Raw genomic sequence first — 18090 nt, 5'->3', positions numbered from 1 at the left:
GGGGCGTGGGCGGTCACCGGCTGCTGGGCCGGGTACGGCGGCTCGCTGGGGCGCGGGGCCGGTAGTGCTCCTCGGCCAGGTGGTCCAGCGCGATGGTGTCCAGCAGCGGTTTGGTGATGCGCTCGCTGCCGTCCAGGATGGCCTCGATCGCGGCCTGGCGGAGCAGGCGGGACAGGCTGCCGATCCGTCCGGCGGTCCGCTCGTGCAGGTACGGCGCCAGTTTCGGCAGGCTGCCCGCCCGGTGTGCGTGCAGGTCGAGGGCCTGTTCCAGAGCGGCGATCAGCTCGCGGAAGGGCTCACGGCCGCCGGCGCGGGCGGGCAGCGCCCCGCAGTCGATCAGAGAGGCCCGCCCGGCCAGCTGCGCCCCGCGCACCCCGGTGAACACCGTGCTGGCGGTGACGTCGATGCCCGCGTACACGAACGTCGCGGCGACGCGTTCGGTGAGGTCCTTGAGCCAGTCGGCCGCCTCCGCGCCGGTGGACGTGCGGGGGTTGAGCCGGTGGATCTCGTCGATCAGCACCAGCTTTACCCCGGCCGCGGTGTAGGTGTGGCAGACGGCGGTCGTGATCTGCGCGGTGGTCATGCGGGTGGTGACGGGGATGCCGAGGTAGCGGGCGAACTCGCCGGCCAGGGTCTTGGCCGTGGCGCCCGGCGGAACCAGTACGTAGGCGACGGGCACGCTGTGGTCGCGGGGGTGGGCGCGGCGGGTGTGGGCCAGGTGGCAGGTCCGGCCGACCTCGAGCAGGGCGGTGGTTTTGCCGGTGGTGGCCGGGCCGGTGACGATCAGGGACGGGCGGGCGGTGACGTGCTGGTGGCGGCCGAGGATCATCAGGGTGCGCACGCTGCGCGAGAGGTTCTCGATGGCGGGGGTGCGCACGGTGACGAACTGGGAGTGGTAGGCCAGGCGTTCCTCCAGCGAGCATGGTGGCTGGCCCGGCTGCGGGGGTGCGGGCGGGGCGGCGTGGGCGAAGTGGGCGAAGGCGTCGAAGGTGGTGACCGTTGCCGGGGATGTCTGTTCGGCGGCGGGTGTGGTGGTGTCGGGGCTGGTCACCAGTGTTCGGCCTCCTTGAAGGCGTCGTACAGCGCGAATCGGCCTGTCGGCAAGGAGAGTTCATCGCTGTCGGCGGGCCTGCCGTCAGCGTCAGGGGCGTGCGCTTCGATGGCGTCGAGACTGTCCTGGGCCTGCGCGTGGTCATCCGCCGTCTGCGGTCCCGTCGCTCCCGCCGCTGCTGCTGCGACGGGAGCGGCGGGAGCGGGCTGGGGGCGAGCATGGCGCAGGACCTGGTCGGCGGCTTCGGCCAGGTCGGCTTCGTGCCGCTCGCGGCCTGCGCGCCGGTTGACGGCTGCGCGGATGTGGCGCCAGGCGGTCTCGCCCATCGGGGCGTGGACGTGGTCGCGGTGGATCCACGGGACCTCGTGCAGGCAGCCGTCGGGCAGACGGATGTAGATCTGCCGCACATCGTGCGGGTTGAGGTGGACCTCCCACCTGCCGCCGGGCCCGGTGGGGGAGGGGCGGCCGCGGTGCTCATTCAGGCAGGCGTGGTCGTAGGTGCGGTAGTTGATGCGGATGCCGCGGCCGGTGACGGGGTGGAAGCGCACGGGCAGCAGTTCCAGGTAGTCGGCGCCGGTCAGCGGCAGCGGCACGTACCCGGACGCGCCCAGCAGCGCGCCCCACATCTCGTTCGGGGCCAGCGCCTTCTTCGGCAGGACCGGGTGGCGCAGCCCGTCGTGGGGGCGGTGCTGCCAGCACGCGGTGACCCACTCGTCCAGCAGCTCCTGCAACTGGGCCACGGTGAAGCGTGCTTCGTCCTCCACCGACCCGCCGCGCTGCAGGACGTGGGAGCCGGTGTAGCCGGCGACGTGCTGTGCGAACAGCGTGTTGATACTTCCGAACGTCCGCTCGACGGCGCCCTTGGCGGCCGGGGAACGCGGCGGGGCGGGCTGCACGCTCACCCCGAGGGTTTCGCAGGCGGCCAGGAACGCGGCGGAGACGAAGACCCTGCCGCGGTCGATGACGATCGTCTCGGGCACCACCACAGGGCGTGCCGCCGCCTGCTCAAGCCGCGAGTCCAGGGCCAGCAGCCGGGTGTAGGGGACGGCGGCGTGGGCCAGGCGCAGCTGGCCGGGCCAGCCGGGCCTTGCGGGGTGGGGCACGGCCATCTCGGCGAGCAGCAGGGCCGCGTCCACGGCCCTCGTGCTCTCCTCGCGCAGCACGGCCGCCACCACCGACCGCGTGGCCACATCCAGGGCGATGGTCAGCTCCGGGCGTACCGGGCGGCCGTCCTCGCCGACAGCCATCACGTCCAGGCGGGTGGTGTCGACCTGGACCAGCTCGCCCGGCCGCAGCGCCACCGTCGGCCTGAGGGGCCGCGTCGGCGTAGTGGTGGCGGTGCGGGCCGGGCGGCCGGGATGCTCCAGCGGGTCGGCCAGTACCCGCGCCAGCCGGTTGAACGTCGACGGCGTCGGCAGCGCCACCGCGCCCGGCCCGTGGGTGTCGGCCAGGATCTGTCCGGTCAGCTCCCTAAGCCCCTTCAGCGTGCCCCTGGAGCGGCCGCGCTGGCGGCGCAGCGCCTCCAGCACGGCGGCCACCACCCGCTCATCGGCCCGGCCCGTCGCGCGGGTCGGTTTGCGGCGGGGGACCAGTCCCATGAGGCCGCCCGCGTGGTAGCGGGCGCGCATGCGGCGCACGGTGGCGCGGCTGACCCGCGGCCAGCCCAACGCCGCGAGTTCGTCGGCCTTGGCCTGCTCCCGCTCGGCCATCGACCGCCGTTCAGGGTCGTATTCGGGCCGGGGTATCCCGCCGCTGCCCGGGCCGCCGGGCAGCCCGGTCTCGATCTCGCGGATGTGCCGCTGCCAGGCCAGAGCCCGCTCCCGCTCACGGTCGGGCACCGCCTCCAGCAGCCCCCACGGCGGTACCCCGGCGGTAGGGGAGTCGACTACCGCGAACGTGGGGTCGGCGAACAGGAACGAGGCGAGCACCGAGGCGGTCTGCCCGTGCTCGTCGACCAGCCGCACCGACGCCCCGGCCACGGCGGTCACCTGCCAGGCGCGGCCCTCGAACGTCACATACGCACCCAGCTTCACCTGCCGGACTGCGGGGGCGGCCACGGCCCGTGCCGTACGGCCGGGTGTGCTCACCACTGCTCGGCCTCCGCCCCGGCGTCATACACCCCGAACCCGCTGGACTTTGGGGTCACTTGGCCACGGGCGTCGTCCCCCCCGGCATCGTGCACCACGTCACCGACGATCCCGTGCACAGCCATGAAGTCTCCAACGCGCCCTGCCTCACCGAAACAGCTGGCCCTCTCGCTGCCCGGCTGCGCGCCCGCGCCGCGGCGCGCGAGGACGCTGCCGGTTCGGCGCCGGACCGTCTCGTCGAACGGGCGCAGGGTGTGCTCGCCCTGCGTCCACGGGACCGCATGGAGCAGGCCGTCGGGCAGCCGGATGAAGACCTGCCGCAGATCGTAGGGGTGGTGGTGGACCTCCCACCGCTGGCCGCGGCCGCGGTGTTCGTCCAGGCACGCATCGTCGTAGCGGCGCCCGCCCAGCCGGATGCCCGATTCGGTGAGCGCGCACCGGCGTGCCGGGAGCAGTTCGCCGTAGTGCTGTCCGCCCAGCGGCAGCGGCACGTTCCCGGCCGCGCCCAGCAGCACCTCCCACATCTCCTGCGGGGCCAGTGACGCCCGGGGCAGCAGCGGATGGCGCAGCTGCTCCTGGGGGCGGTGGTGCCAGCAGGCGGTGATCCATTCGTCCAGCAGGTCCTGCAGCTGCAGGAGGCTCCAGTACGCCCCGTCCTCTTCGGTGTCTTCGTTCTCTTCTGTTACGGCGGCAGGCGGCCGGGCCGCGGCGGCGTGCCGTGCGAACAGTCCGGCGAGAACCCCCAGCGTGCGCGCCGCGCCGCCCCGGGCGTCCGCCGCCCGGGGCGGCACCGTCTCCAGGCTGACGCCCAGGCTCTCGCACACGGCCAGCACAGCGGAGGTGACGGCGGCCGGGGACCGGTCGACGACGAGCGTCTCGGGCACGGCCGCCGGATGCGCCGCGGCGGCTTCGATCCGTGCGGGCAGGGACATCAGCCGCCCGGGCGGCCCGCCCGCATAGGCCTGCTCCAGCAGGGCCGGCCAGCCCGGGCGCAGCGGCCTGGGCACGGCCATCTCGGCCAGCAGCACCGACAACTGAACCGGCTGGGCCTGTAACGGGTGTAGCACGGCGGCCAGCACACAGCCGCTCGCCCCGTCCAGCGCGGCCGTCACCGCCACCTCCACCACACCCCCGTCCTCGCCCACCGCCTCAAGACCCAGGCGGGCGGTGGCGATGTGGACCCGCTCGGCGGGCCGCAACACAGCAGGCGGGCCACCGCAACGGGCCGGGCCGGTGGCGGTGCGCGCCGCACTGCCCGGCGGCTCGGCCGGATCCGCCAGCGCTTTCACCAGCCGGTACAGCGACGAGCGGGCGGGCAGCTTCACCCGGTGCGGCCCGTAGGTGTCCGCCACGATCTGCTCAGCCAACTCGATGACCTGCCGGGTGGTGGTCTTCCTGCGGCCGCGGCGTCGGCGCAGGGCCTCCAGCACAGCGGCCACCACCCGCTCGTCAGTACGCCCGGTAGTGGACGGGGCGCGCAGGTGGCGCTTGTCGACCAGCCCCCACAGCCCCTGCCGCCGGTAGACCAGCCGCATCCGCTGCACCGTGGTCCGGCTGACCCGGGCCCAGCCCAGCGCCGTGAGCTCACGCGCCTTGGCCCCTTCCCGCTCGGCAAGCGTGAAGCGCTGCGGGTCGTACTCCGGCCGGGGCACACCGCACTTTTCCGGGGCGTCAGGCAGTCCGGTTTCGACCTCGCGGATGTGCCGCTGCCAGGCCAGGGCACGCTCCTGAGCGGCCAGCGGCACCGCTTCCCACAGGGCCGGGGCAGGAGGCGCCACGGCGGCCATGCCGATCACCGAGAAGCCAGGCGCGGCCACCAGATAGGCAGCCACGACGCAGGCGGTGGCCCCGTCGTCGGCAACCAGGTGCACCCGGCCGCCGACCAGGGCGGCCACCTGCCAGGTGCGGTCTTCGAACGTGACCTGTGCGCCCACCTCAAGATGCCGCCCACCGGGGGCGGTTGCACCGTTCCTGCTCACCTCGCGTGCTGCTCCTGCCGCTTGTCGCCTGCGGCCGGGGCGGGGGAGACACGGGTGTGCTCGCCCAACGGCCGCATCAGGTCTGCGGTCAGCCGCCCACTCCACAGCGCGTGGTAGACCACCGGCAGCGCCGTGAGGACCTCGCCCGCCGCCGCGGCCCCGGCCATCAGCGGCCGCGGGGCGGCGAACGCCTCGAGCACCGCCTGCTCCAGACCGCCTGCGTCACGGTGGCGGGGGTGGCGGTAGCCGGCCAGCCACCGCACATTCGCCGCCACCACCTTCTCCGGCGGCACCAGGCGCCGGTAGGTGAACCCCACCGCCTCACACGCCGCAGCAAGCACCGCGGCCGCCCGCGCGGCACGCTCCCCGGCGGGCTCGGACGTGGCGGGACAGTCGGCGAGCAGGGCGCGCCCGTCGGCGTAACGGGCGAACAGCTGGGGCACCCACGTCAAAACCCGCCCGCTGTCCGGATCACGCCAGATCAGCCGCACCGGCCGCGCCGACAGCCCCACCACCTGCGGATCGCGGTCCAGGACCATCAGCTGCGTGCACATCGCCTGCGAGCCGTGCATCACATGCCCGGCCGTGGTGGCCGACCACCACCAGCCCGGCCCCCACCTGCGCCCGGGCACCACTGGGAAGGCCGTCACCGGCTGGAGCTGCTCGAACCGGACGGCCACGGCGGCTTCGACCCAGCGGCGTTGTACGAGTGTGCCGTCCGCCCCGGCGAACTCCGCCTCCACCGCCCCTGATTCCGGCACTCGGCACGCCCTGCCCGCGACGGCAGATAAGCCGTCCTGGCTGCTGTCGATGATCACGCACTCCACACAACGCCATACCGGCCATGGCGCGCAGGCGAACCGACCGGTAACCGCAACTGCCATTCCACACAGGCCGGTTGCTTTGCGCGGGGGACAGGATGCCGCCTGGGGCGTCCCGGTGTCAGTGCAGATCTCTGCACTTTCCCACCCAATCGCCCGCCGTGTCGCGGCGGGCGGACCGTGGCGCGGGTCCACCCGGGCCGCAGGAGTGGGCGGGCGCCCGGACCGGTTCCGCCGCTACCCCAGAGACGACAGTACCCATCCCGAGTCGTCCTCGCCGGAACCGAACCTGATCAAGGCGCCGGACGGCATCGCCGCACCGCGCGCGAGCGTGTCGACGAAGGCATCCGCGAGCGCGTTGACCTGCTCGCGCCCAGCACCCTGGCCGTCGTCGCAGACACCGGAGTCGAGCCACAGATGGTCGCGGTGTCCCGTGACCTTCAGCATGATCTTGAACGTCTCCCAGTCGTAGGGCGGATCGCTCACGGCGACGCCCACGATGGTGTCGCCGCGCACCAGGTCGTCCCCGACGCGTACCCACACATCGCGTTTGGCCACTGCCCCCACCTCCCCCGCCCGGCCACATCAGCAGCCGAGCGTAGCCGTCTTGAACCCCCTCCGGCTCGAGCCGGAGAGCCGGACTTGCGAGAAGGGCTCAGCCTGCGGCCTTCCTGCCGGCCCTCTGCGGCCCGGGGCCTGGCGGCGGCGGCCGGGGTCAGGGATGGCGGAAGCCGCGGTCGGGGTCGCGGGCCTGGCCCGGGCGGAAGGGATCGAACCAGTCCGCGGCGGCCAGGTTGGCGAGTCCGAGGGCCTGGTTGATCTCGTTGCCGCTGTCCTCGATCCCGTCCAGGGAGGCGTCGAAGAGCATCAGTACGTCGTGGTCCTCGAACAGGACGGTCGAGCACCAGTCCCAGTCGAAGTCGCGGCGGTCCTCACCCAGACCCTCCACTGCTTCCGCCACCAGGCGCGGCCGGTTCCGCGTCAGCGCTCTGGCCCGGTCGATGCCCAGGTGCAGGGCCATCTCCTCGCCGGTGCAGCCCGGGCGGACGGTGCCATTCTTGGCGAGGTCGGCGGCCAGGTCGTCGAAACAGCGGGCCATCTGCCGCCGCCACTGCTGGTCCTGGTGAAAGGTGATCGGCGGCAGCGAGCCAAGGACACGGCCCTCGCCGCGCCCAAGAGGCGCATCGCCCACGGCGGCGATGTCCAGCCAGATCTGCTCAGACAGCTCCTCGAGCGCCACCCGCAGCACCGCAGCCGTCCGCGCGGTGAGTTCCTCGTCCTCCTCGCCGTCCTCGTCCCAGCCGTCACCCTCGCTGTCTTCTTCGTCCCACGCCGTCGGCTGGCCGTGGCGGGCGAGGGAAAGCAGACGGCTGCGCACGCGCTGCGCGGCCTCTTCGGGAGCAGCCGGGGCGTTGTCGATGATCTGAAGTTCGTCGGAGAACTCCTGGGCGCTCAGCAGCGCGCCGGCCTCGGCAAGCAGGGCGGAACCCGCACCCAGGCAGGCGTTCTGGGCGGGCAGGACCACGGCGAAGTAGTTGTCCGTCAGCCGGTCGATGACGGCGGCCACCACCCCGGCGACGATCAGCGGGTCAGCGAAGGCCTCCTCCAGCTGCAGCCCGTCGACGACGAGGACGCTGGAGGCCGACTCGATGAACTCCTCGAACTCGTAGGTGAACCGGCCCTCCTCGTCCAGGAGCTGGGTGGCCACCAGAGCCGGGAAGGACTGTTCGTCGGCCATCCGCTCGCGCAGGTTGTCGGACTTCCAGTACAGGCCGCGTACGGCCGTGAGGCTGCCCACCTGCGTGTCGGCCACGGTGATGCGCACCTCCCAGGTCTGCACCCCCTGCGCGGCAGGGTCCAGCAGCTGGTGAGTGTGGTGGAAGGTGAGCGCCAGCCGGGCAAGGTCCGCCCCCGCTGACGCCGGGCCCGGTCGACTGCTCAACGTGCTCCCTCGGTGCCTGTCCTCGCCCCGCCGCCTGCCGAGGCTCCGCAACAGCGTAGTGGCCAGGCGCCGCCGGTCTTCCCGAAACGGCGCCGTACGCGCATCCGGGCCCGGGAGGCGAAAAACAGCCCGAGCCCCTGCGGGCCGGGCTGCGCCGTGCAGTGGGCAGAGCCCGCCACACCTGCCGCCGAGCACGTCAGCCGTGGTCCTTGCCCACGGCCACGATCTCCGCCAGCTCGTGGGCGGACAGGCGGGCCCATCCGGCGACCTCCTCCAGCGCCACCCCGGCGGTGACGGCCGCGGTGGCGGTGTGCACAAGGGCCTTCTCGATCAGGGCGGCACTTTCACTGAGGTGCTCCAGCAGGGTGCGGGCCACTTCGGCGGTGGTGCCGCTGTGCACGCCGCGCAGCTCCACCAGCTGCTCGCCGGCCTCCTTGACCAACTGGGTGATGTGGAGACGGTGTTCGGCGGACACGGCGGCCCGCCACCGGGTCGCCGAGCCACCCGAATGCGCCTCGGCGGTCATGACGCGCAAGCCTCCGGCCATGGTGGCGGGCTGCTGTTCGCGCCGCAGCCGCCACGGATCGTCCCTCCACCCGGGCGGCCCGCCTTCACCGCGCCGCCGGCGGATGACAGCGCCCATCCAGGCGAGTAGAGGCCCGCCGTAGTCCACTGCCGACAGCGGCCCCAGCCAGTTGCGTCCCACCCGCTCGCCCAGCCGGCGGCAGAACGCCCCGTCAGCGGACAGCGGCCGCGGCCGCCCGGCACCGCTGTCCCTCCACACCAGCTCGGCCATGGCCGGATCCAGCAGAGCGTCGGCCACGGCCACCACCTCCGGGAAGACGACCGCGTCCCGGCCCACGATCCGCCACCGCTTAAGATCCGTTCCCGCGTTGCCGCCCGCTACCCGGTGCAGGCGCTGCGGCCAGATCTCCTCCTGATGCCAGTGCAGGGCTTCCTCCCACCACCGGGCCACGACCGCGTGCGCTAGGGCGAAGACCTCCCCGGGGTCCGCCGCGGCCCGCACCGCACGCCGCGCCACGCCCGTCCACCGCCGCTGTGCGGCCACCACCTCGGGGACACCGCGCAGGTCGAGGTGTTCCAGCGGCTGGTCGGCGTCCGCGTCCAGCAGCCACCGCCCGTGCCGCCCGCACACCCGCTGCCGGCGCGGCACATACCGCACCGCCCGCAGCGCCTGCCCGGTGCGCCGCGCGGTGCACGACCGGCAGGCGAACGCCGCTTCTCCCGCCACCGCGCTCGCCGCCTGCCAGCGCCCCTGCGCCAGGCCGGCCTCCCGGCCCTTGCTGATCTTGGGGTCGTCCACGGTGAAGGCGGGCAGAGCCCGCGCCAGCACCGCCGGTTCCACCCCGCACAGCTCGGCGAGCACAGCCCGCCCGGCCTCGTTGAGGACGACCTCCGCGTCGGCCCGCATGCCGCCGCCGTCCATCCGGGCGGGGGAGTTGCGGCAGGTCCACAGCCGCAGCACACCGGCGGCAGGCAGACCGTAGCGGGCTGCGGCCCGGTTGATCAGTGACGAGGTCAGCTCCCCGGCCAGTGGCGCTGTCCGTAACACCCCTGCTGCCACAGCTCTCCCCGGCATCTGTTCCTGGTCTCCTGCTACTCCCGGCGCCTCTGACCGGGTTACAGCTCGAACTCGAGGGCGACGAGGTCTTTGAGTTCGACTTCGAGGCCGTGGGCGCGGCGGCCGTTGTCGCGGAAGTAGACCTCGCCCAGTGCCTCGGCCGCGACCTGACGGAGGTCATCCTCGTCGAGACCGGCTTCCTGTGCTTCGAGGAGGCGGGCGGCGTGGCGGGGCGGCAGGGCGAGGGTGAGGTGGCGCACGCGGGCCTGGTCGGTGCTGCCGGGGGCGGCGGTGTAGCCGAACCGGGCCTGGACATCGATCATGATGCCGTTCGTGGTGGCCGCGGCCTGCTTCGCCCTGGCCCTGATCTGCGGCTGCCAGCGGGCGCGGACCTCGCGTTCGAGGCGGTCGGCGAGCTCCGGCCGGGGGGTTTTGATCTGGTTCTTCACGTACCGCTCGACGGTGCGCTGACTGATACCGAGCAGTTCGGCGACGCGCCGGGTGCTGCGCTGGTGCTGCTTGACCAGGTACCGCATCCGCGCCCCGGCGGACTTGGGAACGGGACGCGTGAACGCGCCCTGCACCGCCTTGTCGAGTTCTTCTGCGACCGTGACCATCGACCCGTGTCCTCTTATTCCCCGGTGTCCTTGGCGGTGACCTCGCCGGTCTTGATGTAGCGGGCGAGGTTGGCGGTCTTGCCGTCGGTGCCGAGCTGCTCGAGCACGTCCGCGCCCCACAGGACGCTCTGGGTGCCCTCGTGCTTGACCATCCCGGGCGAGACCCCCAGCCGGAACGAGCCCGGCACGGTCTTGCCGTCGGCTCCGTAGGGCAGGACGTCCAGCGGGCTGGGCCCGTTGGCGGCGTACACGGCGCAGTCCGACAGGACCGCGACCGGGTAGCGGCCGGTGGCCGCCGCCAGGTTGAGCATCTTGCGGTGCATGTTGATCCGGGCCCGGGAGATGACGGTCGCGCGGATGTCCGGGCGCCAGGTGGGGCGGGCGAGGGCGGGCCAGGGCTGCCCTGGCTTCCAGCCGCCGCCGCGGGCCTTCTCCTGCAGCTTGCCGATGCTGCCCTTGACGGTCATCTTGATGGCGTCCACCACGATGGCCAGCTCCGCATCCCGCTGCCTGTAGCCGTCCATCGCTTCCAGGAACTGGTGCGGGGCGAGCTTCTCGCCCACGGCGAGGTCCGCCATGGTGTCCACGTAGGCGTTGCGCAGCCGCTTGTACCAGCCGTCCAGGAACCGGCCGCACTCCGGGCGCACCCATGCCTCAAGCGGGGCGACGTCGTAACCGAGCTCGACGGCGTACGCCACGGTGGGGGTGGCGTACCAGGCCGGACCCTCCGGGCGTTCGCCGGTCGGCGTGAAGGGGCTGGGCAGCAGATCGCCGTCGAGCTGGTGCCACTGCTTGCCGACCTTCACCCGGGACAGGTCGACGTGGGAGAGGTCGACCAGCCAGGAACCGGGCACCGCTGGGTCGAAGACCGGGCTGGCGGTGTGCGCGGGGGGCGATGCCAGGCCGACGACCGCGCCGTTGGCGGCAGCACCGAACGCCAGGTTCACGTCGATGCCGACCAGGTAGCGCTGCATGCACTCGGCGTCGGTCAGATCCCGCGCCCAGTCGTAGGCCTCCTCGAACAGCCTCTCGCCGGGGCCGCGCACGTGGAACCGGGGCAGGTCGGCCAGGACGGGGTGTCCGTCGGTCGCCTCGCACGGCGCCGGGTCCATCGGCTGCGTGCCCAGCGAGCCGGACCGGTGCTCGGAATGCCGCCTGCCCTCCTCGTCCGGCTCGCTCGCGCGGGTCGGCGGGTTGAGCGCGGTCATCAGCTCCAGCCCTGTCACGGCCGTGGAACCGACCGGCGTCATCACCCGCATCGCGTACACGCCCAGCACCCGGGCCAGCTCCGCGGGCTCGAGCTGAGCTGCGTGGCCCCAGGCGCGGTCGTCGAGGGCGTGCCAGGAAGGGATGCACAGCTGCACGCACTGCCGACGGCCGTCCTGGGCAGGGCGGTAGATCCGCGCCCACGGCCCCAGCCCCCGCTTGGTCAGCTGCCAGTCGGCGCGCTGGAGCTGCTTGAGGACCTTGTGCCCCTCCGGGAGCCGCCCGGCGAGCCGCTCGGACTCCGACAGCGCGGCGGGCAGGCTGTAGCGCTCGCACGCCGCCTTGGTGAGCACCAGCAGCGGGTCGGCGTCCTTTCCCGAGCCGTGCAGCTTCTCCGCCCCCAGCCGTGCCTCCGCCAGCGTCCACTCCACCAGCGCGGGGAGTGACTTGGCGGGCACGTCCAGGATCAGGCCGCCGATGCCGTAGCCGGTCACCTGCCGGTCGGCGTCGGCGTCGAGGACGAGCAGCGGACCGTGCGCGTACGGGCTGCCGGGCGCGGGCGTGCGGGCCGCAGCGGTCTTCGGCGCGCCCGGGCGGGGTGATCCTTGCGGCGGCCGGGCGGCCCGCGCTGGACGCGGCGCGGCGGCTGGTGCGTGAGCGGCGGCGGGCACAGCGGATGGGGCGGTGCCGGGCGTGGGGGCGGCCGCGGCCTCAACAGCCCCGGCCGCGGGCCTGGTTCGCGCCGTGGACGCCGGGCCGCTGGACGTCTTCGGTGTCGGGGCGTCCTTCTGCGGGGCGGCGGTGCTCTCGGCGGCGGGGTAGAGCTGTGCGAGCTGCCGCAGCAGGCGCGCGTACGGCTCCCGCTGCGGCGGCCGCGGCTCGGTCTTGCCCGACTCCCAGCCGCTGACCGTCGCCCGCCGCACGTTAAGGGCGGCGGCCACCTCGTCCAGGGTGAGCGCGTGCGTCTGGCGCAGGCGCTTGCGCTCGGCCGGCGGCGGCAGCGGGGACCGGGACGCGACCAGCGCGTCGACCGCATCGAACAGCTCGGACATGGAACACCTCCACCCCCACCCTACCCCATGAATCGTACATAGCCCGTACGAAATCCGTACATTGCGCGTACGATTCGCGTACGTTGGTGGTAGGGTGCCGGATTGAAGGTGTTCTCTTCAGCGGCCTTGCCGCCCTTCCGGCCCGGCCGCCGCTCGCTTTGGACCGATCGAGGAAGAGCTTCATGACTGTGGTCGAACTGCCGCGGCCCGGCCGTCCCGAGAAGGCGCGGCTCTTCCCCGATCAGGTCAAGGCCGTCAAGCGGCTGGTACGGCACCTGCGCCGCGCCGGGACGCGGGGACTGTTCGTGTCGGCGACGGGGACCGGCAAGACACTGGTCTCGATCCGGGTGGCGGACGCACTCGGCGCGCGGCTGGTGCTGTTCGTGGTGCCCTCTCTGGACCTGGCGGCACAGACGGCACTGGCCTGGCGCCGGGACGGCCACGGCGAGCACATGGTGATCGTCTCCTCCCTGGACGCCAGAGGCCGGGACGACCTGGTCGGGGCGCGCGTCACGTCGACCACTGACCCGCACGCACTGGGCGGGCTGATGTCGGCGGTGGGGGAGGGCGAGGACCAGATTCCGGCGCTGACGGTGATCTGCACCTACGACTCCCTGAACAAGATCGAACAAACCCAGAACACGAAGTACGCGGTCCCGCCGTTCGACCTCGCGGTCATGGACGAGGCGCACCGGATCGCAGGCCGCGCGGACAAGAAGTGGGCCATCGTCAACGACGCGAAGCGCATCCACGCGGACCGCCGCCTCTACATGACCGCCACTCCGAGGATTTTCGCTGCGCCGGAGCTGGCCGAGTCCGCCGACACCACCCGCCCGCGCCGCCGCCACCGCGGCGGCGCGGAGGCGGACGCGTTCGCCAACTCCATGGACAACGAGGCCGTGTACGGCAAGAAGGTCTTCGAGTACCCGCTCGCGCAGGCAGTCGCTGACGGCCGGGCTGCGGACTACCGCATCGTGATCCCCACCCTCACCGACGCCGACCTGCGCCGCCGCCTGAACCTGCCCGCCCCCGGCACAACCCGGCCCGGCGAGGATCAGGACACCGCGCTGCGCACCACCGCCCTGCACCTCGCAGTCCTGCGCGCCATGACCGAACACCGTCTGAAGAAGGTGCTGGTCTACTTCAACCTCGTCTCCGACGCCCGCCGCTTCGCCCGCGAACTCCCCCACACCTTGCGCCAACTGGCCCGGACCGACCCCGGCCTGTGCCCGGACATCACCCCCGAGCTGTTCTTCGCCCACGGCGAGCACACCCCCGCCCAGCGCGCCGACACCTTCGCCGCCTTCGCCGCCGCCGACTGCGCGATCCTCGCCAACTCCCGCCTCATCGCCGAAGGCGTCGACATCCCCAGCGTGGACGCCATCGTCTTCGCCGACCCCACCCGCAGCGTCATCCGCTGCGTCCAGGCCCTCGGCCGCGCCCTGCGCCTGGACGTCTCCGGCAAGACCGCCAGCCTCATCGTCCCCGTCTACGTCCCGCCCGGCGCCGACGCCAAGAACATCCTCGGCACCGCCTACGAACCCGTCTGGGCGATCGCCTGCGCACTGGCCAGCCACGACCACCGCATCCTCGAACGCCTCCCCGACAAGGCCAACCGCCTCCCACGCGAGACCAGCGACGTCATCGAACGCCGCTGGCACTTCGACTTCACCGTCCACCCCGAGCGCATCGCCCAAGCGATGGACCTGGCCTCCTTCGACCCCCGCGACCCGGCCGTCTCCCGCTCCCGCCGCCTCGGACTAGCCGCCGCCCAGGCCTACCACGACGAATATGGTCACCTCGACGTCCCCGCCGACCACGTGGACCCCACCGGCTACACCCTGGGCACCTTCATCACCACCATGCGCGACGCCCGGAGGGCCGGCCGCCTGGAAGCCGCCTGGATCGCCGAACTCGACGCGCTCGGCATGATCTGGGACAAGCACGACGCCGCCTGGCGCTCCCGCCTCGCCGCCGCATCCGACTACCACCGCACCCACGGCCACCTCGCCGCCCCCGCCACCACCCCCGTCGGCGCCTGGCTCGCCGAACAACGCCACCTCGCCGCCAAGAACCAGCTCGACCCCGCCCGCGACGACGCCCTGACCGCCCTCGCCCCCGACTGGCGCCTGCCCCACGGCGCGGACTGGCACCGCAAATACCACCTGCTGCGCACCCATCTCGCCGACGGCGCCGACCCAGCCACGCTCACCCCCGACACCCAGCTCGGCAGCGTGAAGATCGGCTCCTGGCTGCACCGCCAGCTCACCACCTGGCACACCCTCCACCCCGGCCAGCAGCACCTGATGACCTCCCTCGGTCTGACCCCCGACAGCAAACCCGCTCACCCCCGCCCGCCGCACCCGCCGCACCTTCACACAGACCGTCCAGCTCCTGGAACTCTTTCTCCACCGCGAAGGCCGCGCCCCTGCCGCCCGCGAGACGATCCGCGTTGACGGCGACACGGTCAGGATCGGCGCCTGGCTCGCCAAGGCCCGCACCAAGCACCGCGCCGGCCAGCTCCCCGACGACGAGGCACGCCTGGTCGCCGCCCTTTTCGACGGTGACTGGACAACCGAAAACGCCATCCCGGCCGCCCTGGCGTAGATGCCGCTCCAGAACCACACACCTGGGCCCCACGCTGCGCCCGTCGCCGCCGTCGGGCCGCCTGTTCCCCCTCAACCCGGCCACCGTGGACCTGTAGGCGGTCGGCGTGCACTGGGCCCTCGGCGACGCCGGCGCCGCGTTGGAGGCCGGGAAGGACCTGCGGCCCGCTCAGTTCCCGACCGTTGAGTCTGAGCGCAGGGCGCGGCTGGGCACGGACATGGCGCGGGCCTGGTGGGTCTGGAGGCGGCCCGAGCAGACCGCCCGCGCCCTGCTGGGCGCATACCGGGCCCGTCCCGGCGAGGTCCGAGACCCGCAGCGTCGTCACCGAACTGGCCGACCGGCGTCCGCTCACCACCGCGTTTATCCAGGGGTAGAGGGTACTGTGCGCAGGTCAGACCGAGTGCACCGACGTCAGGCAAGTTAGGTAAGTACGGCTTCGGGAAGGCTGTTCGAGGCGGCCGAAGCCACCCGGCCTTGATCTGTCGCGCGAGAGCGACGGTCGCTTGGTATCGACTGCCTCCACCGACTCCGGCGCGGCCCCGTGTCTCTCCCCGGCGGTCGTCACTCGGCGACCTCCGCCTCAGTCTCGGTCTTGGCGATCCAGATGAGGCTGCCGATCAGCACCACGTCGGCGGCGATGCTGCCCAGGTGCACGGGCCCGTGGTGGCACGCGTAGACGGCCGTGCCGACCTCGCAGCCGAGCGGTACGGCCCGGCCTTCGTGCTCTTGGTGGACGGCGCACGCCAGGGCGACCAGGGAGCCGGTAACCCCGGGGACCGTGAGTGCTTCGATCGCCGCTTCATCGGTCTCCGGGTGGTCGACCGCGAGGAGTTGCAAGGCGCGCACTGCGGTGGTGTCGGTCAGGGCCTCCCGGGCGCCGCTCGGCAGCGATTCCTTGCCGGGCTGGACATTCCGCGAGGCGCCGAACAGGCACCAGCCCACGGTCAGCGTCGGGAGGCGGCTGACCCCGGTGTAGAGCACCAGGCGGGGGTCCTCGAACCCGCCCGTCTGGTACAGGTCGACATCGCCGTAGACGTCGAACGGCCCGGCCGGCATCGCCGTCGGCCACCCGGCGAACGCCTGCTCCATCGACGGGAGCTGTCGCTTGACGGCGTCGATGGCAGCGTCGTGATTGCCGCTCACTGGGCTGATCCCTCCTTCTCGATGGCGGCCCGCGTCCAGCTTCGCCGCCACCCACTTGGCCGCCGAGGCGACGGTCCCGAAACGGCTTCGGGCCCCCAAGCATCCACCCCTGAACGAACCGCCGTTTTCGTTGACTCCGGGGTTTGTTCAGGGTCGCACAGATGGTCTGAACGAACCGCCGGTTCCTGGCATCATGCGGTTCGTTCAGAGCGGCGGCTGGAGGTTCACCGTGTCCGAGGCTCCGTACGGGTTCAACTGCCTGCGCCTGCGAGCCGCGCGGAAGGAGGGTGGCCTGACGGTGGCTGAGATCGCCAGGGCGGCCAGCGCGAGCGACAGGACGGTGAGCTTCTACCTGAGCGGGCAGCGGCACCCGCGAGCCGAGGTGTTGCCTCGCCTGGCCCGTGCGGTCGGGGTGGCCGATCCGCTCGACCTATGCGACCTCCTGAAGGACGGTGAGCGGATCGTCCACCTGCGGGTGCGGGTCGGGAAGAGCCGGGCAACGGTGGCTGCTGACCTCGGCTGGCACCCGGATACCTACCGGGAGTGGGAGACCCGCGGGCACGCGCCGGACAAGATGACCGGTCCACGCGGCGGCTGGGAAGACGACCCCGGCGGCCCGGCTGGGGCTGGCGGGTGAACACCCCGTTCTTCATCAGGCCCGTGGTCGAGAAGGGCGTGAGCATCGACGGCACGTGGCGGCCACCGGTGTACGGGCCGCACGAGTACAGAAAGCCCGAGCACGAAGGCGTCTTCGAGATACCGGCCGAACGCCTACACCAGGCGCTCCAGCGGACCCGGGCCGACTGGGAGGTCGCGTGCCGGTGCTGGAACCGAGGGAACCCGGACTTCGCGGCAGACCTCGCCCAGGCCGCCGAGCACGGCCGCCGCTGACGTGCCGTACGTGCATGACGAATGCCCGAACTATCTGTAAGGCACGAGCGATGAGGCCCACTTACCTCACGTGGCTTACGGCTCCTGAGCACCCCAGATAACGGGCGTGCGCGAGCTGCATGCCGTCGTGGGGTGACGCGTCCGCTCTGATCGCTCCGCTCGGCGTGATGTCATGTAGTGCAGCCGGTGAAGCAGCTCACTGGGCGATCAGGCGGGGCAGGGGCGGGCCCATGTCCCATGCGCGGTGACAGCCGGTCCGGTCATTCGGGTTTGGCGGTGTCTGCCATGTCGCAGGGATGGGAGGGGAGCGCATCCGGGCTTAGGCGTTCGGGGCGCTGGGAGGCCGCATCGGAGGGGCGCTATGAGTTGGATTCGTCCGGTCGCCAATGGGCTGCGTACCGATCATCCGGTTCCGGGGCTGCCGTTCATCAACGACGAGCGGCTGCCCTTGGACAATCCCGACGCGATTGAGCGGACCGGCCGCAACCAGGGTGAAGGGCTGTGGGGGCGCACGGATTCCTTACGTGGTGGGGGATGGGTGGCCTTCACGACCGAACCGAAGAACCGCGCCTACGCGTGGGCTGTCCACCAGCACCCCACGTACGGCCGCACCGTTTTGCTGATCCGCGACCAGGACATGAGCGATCTGCACCACGACTGGATGTTCGGGCGCAACGGGTTCCTCTACCGGCACGGCGGCTACTGGTGGGACGGAGCCGCATGGCACCGGCCCGGTCAGGTCGTGGACCGCGCCTATGAGGGGTATGACGCCCGCCCGGTGGAGGACGCCGTCACCGTCACCGCAGCGGACCTCCTGGCCCGCCCGGGAGAGCCGGGTAACGCCCGGATCATGAAGATCGCGGACTTCACCGCGCCGGAGGAACCGCTGCCCCACTGGCACGACCACCTCGCCTTGTGGGCCGCGTCCCGCCGGCCCGGCTCCCTGCCACTCGACCGATGCGTCATCGACCTGCGGGCACCAGAACTCGAACCCGCCCGCCTCGTCGACCGGACGGGACTGGCACAGATCGCGGGACTGGCACCTGACGACCTGCCCCACCCGAAATACGGGCGCCGCAATCTCCCCGTCCCCCAGACCGAAACCGCCGAGG

Annotated in this window: 13 protein-coding genes and 1 pseudogene; 4 read left to right on the top strand and 10 right to left on the bottom strand. The window is 72.5% G+C overall.

The window, feature by feature from the left end; translation table 11 throughout:
- Positions 1–13: 13 nt before the first annotated feature.
- The 9 genes from KHP12_RS06815 to tap all read right to left on the bottom strand — a co-directional run bounded on the left by KHP12_RS06815 (position 14) and on the right by tap (position 12337).
- Complete coding sequence (locus KHP12_RS06815; RefSeq protein ID WP_211831591.1) at positions 14–1051, bottom strand: TniB family NTP-binding protein; 1038 nt, start codon at positions 1049–1051, stop codon at positions 14–16.
- Complete coding sequence (locus tag KHP12_RS06810) at positions 1048–3141, bottom strand: TnsB C-terminal domain-containing protein (RefSeq protein ID WP_211831592.1); 2094 nt, start codon at positions 3139–3141, stop codon at positions 1048–1050. The genes KHP12_RS06815 and KHP12_RS06810 overlap by 4 nt, the downstream gene beginning before the upstream one ends.
- On the bottom strand, positions 3135–5117 hold the full coding sequence (locus KHP12_RS52805; RefSeq protein ID WP_211831593.1) for a Mu transposase C-terminal domain-containing protein: 1983 nt from the start codon (positions 5115–5117) through the stop codon (positions 3135–3137). Before KHP12_RS52805 ends, KHP12_RS06810 begins: the two co-directional genes overlap by 7 nt.
- Positions 5114–5935, bottom strand: a complete 822-nt coding sequence (locus KHP12_RS06800) for a TnsA-like heteromeric transposase endonuclease subunit (RefSeq protein ID WP_308016582.1) — start codon at positions 5933–5935, stop codon at positions 5114–5116. The genes KHP12_RS52805 and KHP12_RS06800 overlap by 4 nt, the downstream gene beginning before the upstream one ends.
- A 240-nt stretch (positions 5936–6175) precedes the next feature.
- Positions 6176–6496, bottom strand: coding sequence for a hypothetical protein (locus KHP12_RS06795; RefSeq protein WP_211831596.1), 321 nt, complete (start codon positions 6494–6496; stop codon positions 6176–6178).
- 157 nt (positions 6497–6653) lie between these two features.
- A complete protein-coding gene (locus tag KHP12_RS06790; RefSeq protein ID WP_211831598.1) occupies positions 6654–7880 on the bottom strand; it encodes a hypothetical protein in 1227 nt (408 codons plus the stop codon).
- A gap of 196 nt (positions 7881–8076) precedes the next feature.
- The gene (locus tag KHP12_RS06785; RefSeq protein WP_308016634.1) at positions 8077–9465 is read right to left on the bottom strand and encodes a DNA-binding protein; all 1389 of its coding nucleotides are present in this window, start codon (positions 9463–9465) and stop codon (positions 8077–8079) included.
- Positions 9466–9521: 56 nt separating this feature from the next.
- The gene (gene tpg / locus KHP12_RS06780) at positions 9522–10079 is read right to left on the bottom strand and encodes a telomere-protecting terminal protein Tpg (RefSeq protein ID WP_211831990.1); all 558 of its coding nucleotides are present in this window, start codon (positions 10077–10079) and stop codon (positions 9522–9524) included.
- Positions 10080–10093: 14 nt separating this feature from the next.
- Complete coding sequence (tap, locus tag KHP12_RS06775; RefSeq protein WP_211831988.1) at positions 10094–12337, bottom strand: telomere-associated protein Tap; 2244 nt, start codon at positions 12335–12337, stop codon at positions 10094–10096.
- A 182-nt stretch (positions 12338–12519) separates the two neighbouring features.
- Between tap and KHP12_RS06770 the strand changes: the two genes are divergently transcribed.
- A complete protein-coding gene (locus tag KHP12_RS06770; RefSeq protein ID WP_308289308.1) occupies positions 12520–14793 on the top strand; it encodes a DEAD/DEAH box helicase in 2274 nt (757 codons plus the stop codon).
- Positions 14794–15505: 712 nt separating this feature from the next.
- Here the strand turns inward: KHP12_RS06770 and KHP12_RS06765 are convergent.
- Positions 15506–16087: a hypothetical protein gene (locus KHP12_RS06765; RefSeq protein ID WP_211831600.1), complete on the bottom strand. Its 582-nt coding sequence runs from the start codon at positions 16085–16087 to the stop codon at positions 15506–15508.
- 193 nt (positions 16088–16280) lie between these two features.
- Between KHP12_RS06765 and KHP12_RS06760 the strand changes: the two genes are divergently transcribed.
- The 3 genes and pseudogenes from KHP12_RS06760 to KHP12_RS06750 all read left to right on the top strand — a co-directional run.
- Positions 16281–16724, top strand: coding sequence for a helix-turn-helix transcriptional regulator (locus KHP12_RS06760; RefSeq protein WP_211831984.1), 444 nt, complete (start codon positions 16281–16283; stop codon positions 16722–16724).
- Positions 16721–16978 carry a hypothetical protein gene (locus KHP12_RS06755; RefSeq protein WP_211831983.1) on the top strand — a complete coding sequence of 86 codons (258 nt, stop codon included), beginning with the start codon at positions 16721–16723 and terminating at the stop codon, positions 16976–16978. The genes KHP12_RS06760 and KHP12_RS06755 overlap by 4 nt, the downstream gene beginning before the upstream one ends.
- A gap of 361 nt (positions 16979–17339) precedes the next feature.
- Positions 17340–18090: pseudogene (locus tag KHP12_RS06750) on the top strand (hypothetical protein); the annotation flags it as partial.

The organism is Streptomyces asiaticus (assembly GCF_018138715.1).
Lineage (GTDB): Bacteria > Actinomycetota > Actinomycetes > Streptomycetales > Streptomycetaceae > Streptomyces > Streptomyces asiaticus.
This window is presented reverse-complemented; position numbering and strand designations above follow the sequence as displayed.